The organism is Nevskiales bacterium, from assembly GCA_035574475.1.
Classification (GTDB): Bacteria; Pseudomonadota; Gammaproteobacteria; order Nevskiales; family DATLYR01; genus DATLYR01.
In genome coordinates this window covers 1-2055 of the sequence record DATLYR010000200.1, presented here as the reverse complement: position 1 = coordinate 2055, position 2055 = coordinate 1, and the positions used below count along the sequence as shown (strand labels likewise).

Here is a 2055-nt window from a genome sequence, read left to right as displayed (position 1 = left end):
TTCGCCGGAATGACGAAGAGGATTGATCAGAGGTTCCCCAGGAAATTCGACAGGATCAACAGGCGTTACGGGATTGACAGGCAAGAGATTTGCGCTTTTCAAAGAAGCGTTCTTGATCCTGAAAATCCGTTTTTATCCTGTTAACCCCGTCAAGAACTGTTTGATCTTTGCCGTGTAGAATGCCGGTAGTCCACGAGGAATATGGCATGGACGAACCGCACGACGACGCGCCCGAGCGGCGCAGCCGCTTCGGCATCTATCTTTTGCCGAACCTGTTCACCACCGGCACGCTGTTCTCCGGCTTCTTCGCCACGCTGGCGGCGATCGAGGGTGAGTACATCTCGGCGGTGGTGGCGGTCTTCCTGGGCATGCTGTGCGACGCGCTCGACGGGCGCGTGGCGCGCCTGACCAACACGCAGAGCGACTTCGGCAAGGAGTACGACAGCCTGGCCGACATGGTCTGCTTCGGCTTCGCGCCGGCGCTGGTGATGTACCTGTGGAGCCTGCACGAGCTGGCCGACTACGGGCGCTACGGCAAGCAGCTGGCCTGGACCGCGGCCTTCTTCTACGCGGCCATGGCGGCCCTGCGCCTGGCCCGATTCAACGTGCTCGCCGCCCGCAACCTGGCCAAGGACTATTTCTACGGCCTGCCGAGTCCCTCGGCCGCGGCACTGACCATGGGCTATGTCTGGGTCGTGCAGGATGCCGGCTTCGACGGCGAGCAGCTGGTGTTCCTCTCGCTGCTGGTCACGGTGGCCGCGGGCGTGCTGATGGTCAGCAGCCGGATCCGCTATCCGAGCTTCAAGGACATCAAGCTGCGCGAGCGGGTGCCCTTCCGCTATGTACTGGCCATGGTGCTGGCCCTCCTGGCGCTGATGTTCTACCCCCCGGGGCTGTTCCTGATCTTCCTGGTTTATATCGTCTATGGGCCCATCGCGGCGTTCCGTGACCGGCGCCGCGCCCGCGCCGCGCTTGGAAAATCCTGAGCGCTCCTCTATAGTGGTGCGCATGGTCCTGCACGCTTGCAAGTCGCTCTCCGTCGGGGGTTCCCGCCGCCCGCGACTGTCCGTGCCCGGCCGCCTGCCGCTTGCCCTCCGCCCCGCGCTGCGACTTCTGCCGTAAGGCAGCCACGCAGCCGTGCCTCCGGCGGAGGCCGAAATCCGCCAAATCCCACGTTATTCTTCTTGTCGTTTGAGGCCGCTGCCCGCCCTGCGGGCCGGTCCGCGGAGTTTGAGCCATGAGCACTGACCGTAACCGATTGATCGTATTCGACACTACCCTGCGCGATGGCGAGCAGTCGCCGGGCGCCTCCATGACCCAGGACGAGAAGGTCCGCATCGCCAAGGCGCTGGAGCGCCTGAAAGTGGACGTGATCGAGGCCGGTTTCGCCATCGCCAGCCCCGGCGACTTCGAGGCGGTCAGGGCAGTCGCCCGCGAGATCACCGAGAGCACGGTGTGTAGCCTGGCGCGCGCCAACCCGGCCGACATCGAGCGCGCCGCCGAGGCCCTGAAGCCGGCCCGGCGCGCGCGCATCCACACCTTCATCGCGACTTCGCCCATCCACATGGAAAAGAAGCTGCGCATGTCGCCGGACCAGGTGCTGGACAACGCCATCGGCGCCGTGAAGCTGGCGCGGCAGTTCACCGACGATGTCGAGTTCTCGGCCGAGGACGCGGTGCGCTCGGAGATCGACTTCCTGTGCCGCGTGTTCGAGGCCGTGATCAAGGCTGGCGCCACCACCCTCAACGTGCCGGACACCGTCGGCTACAGCGTGCCGGTGCAGTGGGGCGAGCGCATGCGCCAGCTGATCGAGCGCGTACCCAACTCCGACAAGGTGGTCTGGTCTACGCACTGCCACAACGACTTAGGGATGGCGGTGGCCAACTCGCTGGCGGCGGTGCTGGCCGGCGCGCGCCAGGTGGAGTGCACCATCAACGGCCTGGGTGAGCGCGCCGGCAACGCCTCGCTGGAGGAGATCGTGATGGCGCTGCGCACGCGCCACGACGTGATCCCGGTGCGCAACGGCATCCAGACGCCCCGCATCCTGAGGACCTC

General features: G+C 65.6%; 2 protein-coding genes. Both read left to right on the top strand.

Annotation, left to right across the window (positions count from 1 at the left end):
• The first annotated feature begins 206 nt into the window (after window positions 1-206).
• The gene (pssA, locus tag VNJ47_12095; protein HXG29575.1) at window positions 207-986 is read left to right on the top strand and encodes a CDP-diacylglycerol--serine O-phosphatidyltransferase; all 780 of its coding nucleotides are present in this window, start codon (window positions 207-209) and stop codon (window positions 984-986) included.
• Window positions 987-1237: 251 nt separating this feature from the next.
• On the top strand, window positions 1238-2055 hold an 818-nt coding region (locus VNJ47_12090; protein ID HXG29574.1), incomplete at its 3' end, for a 2-isopropylmalate synthase.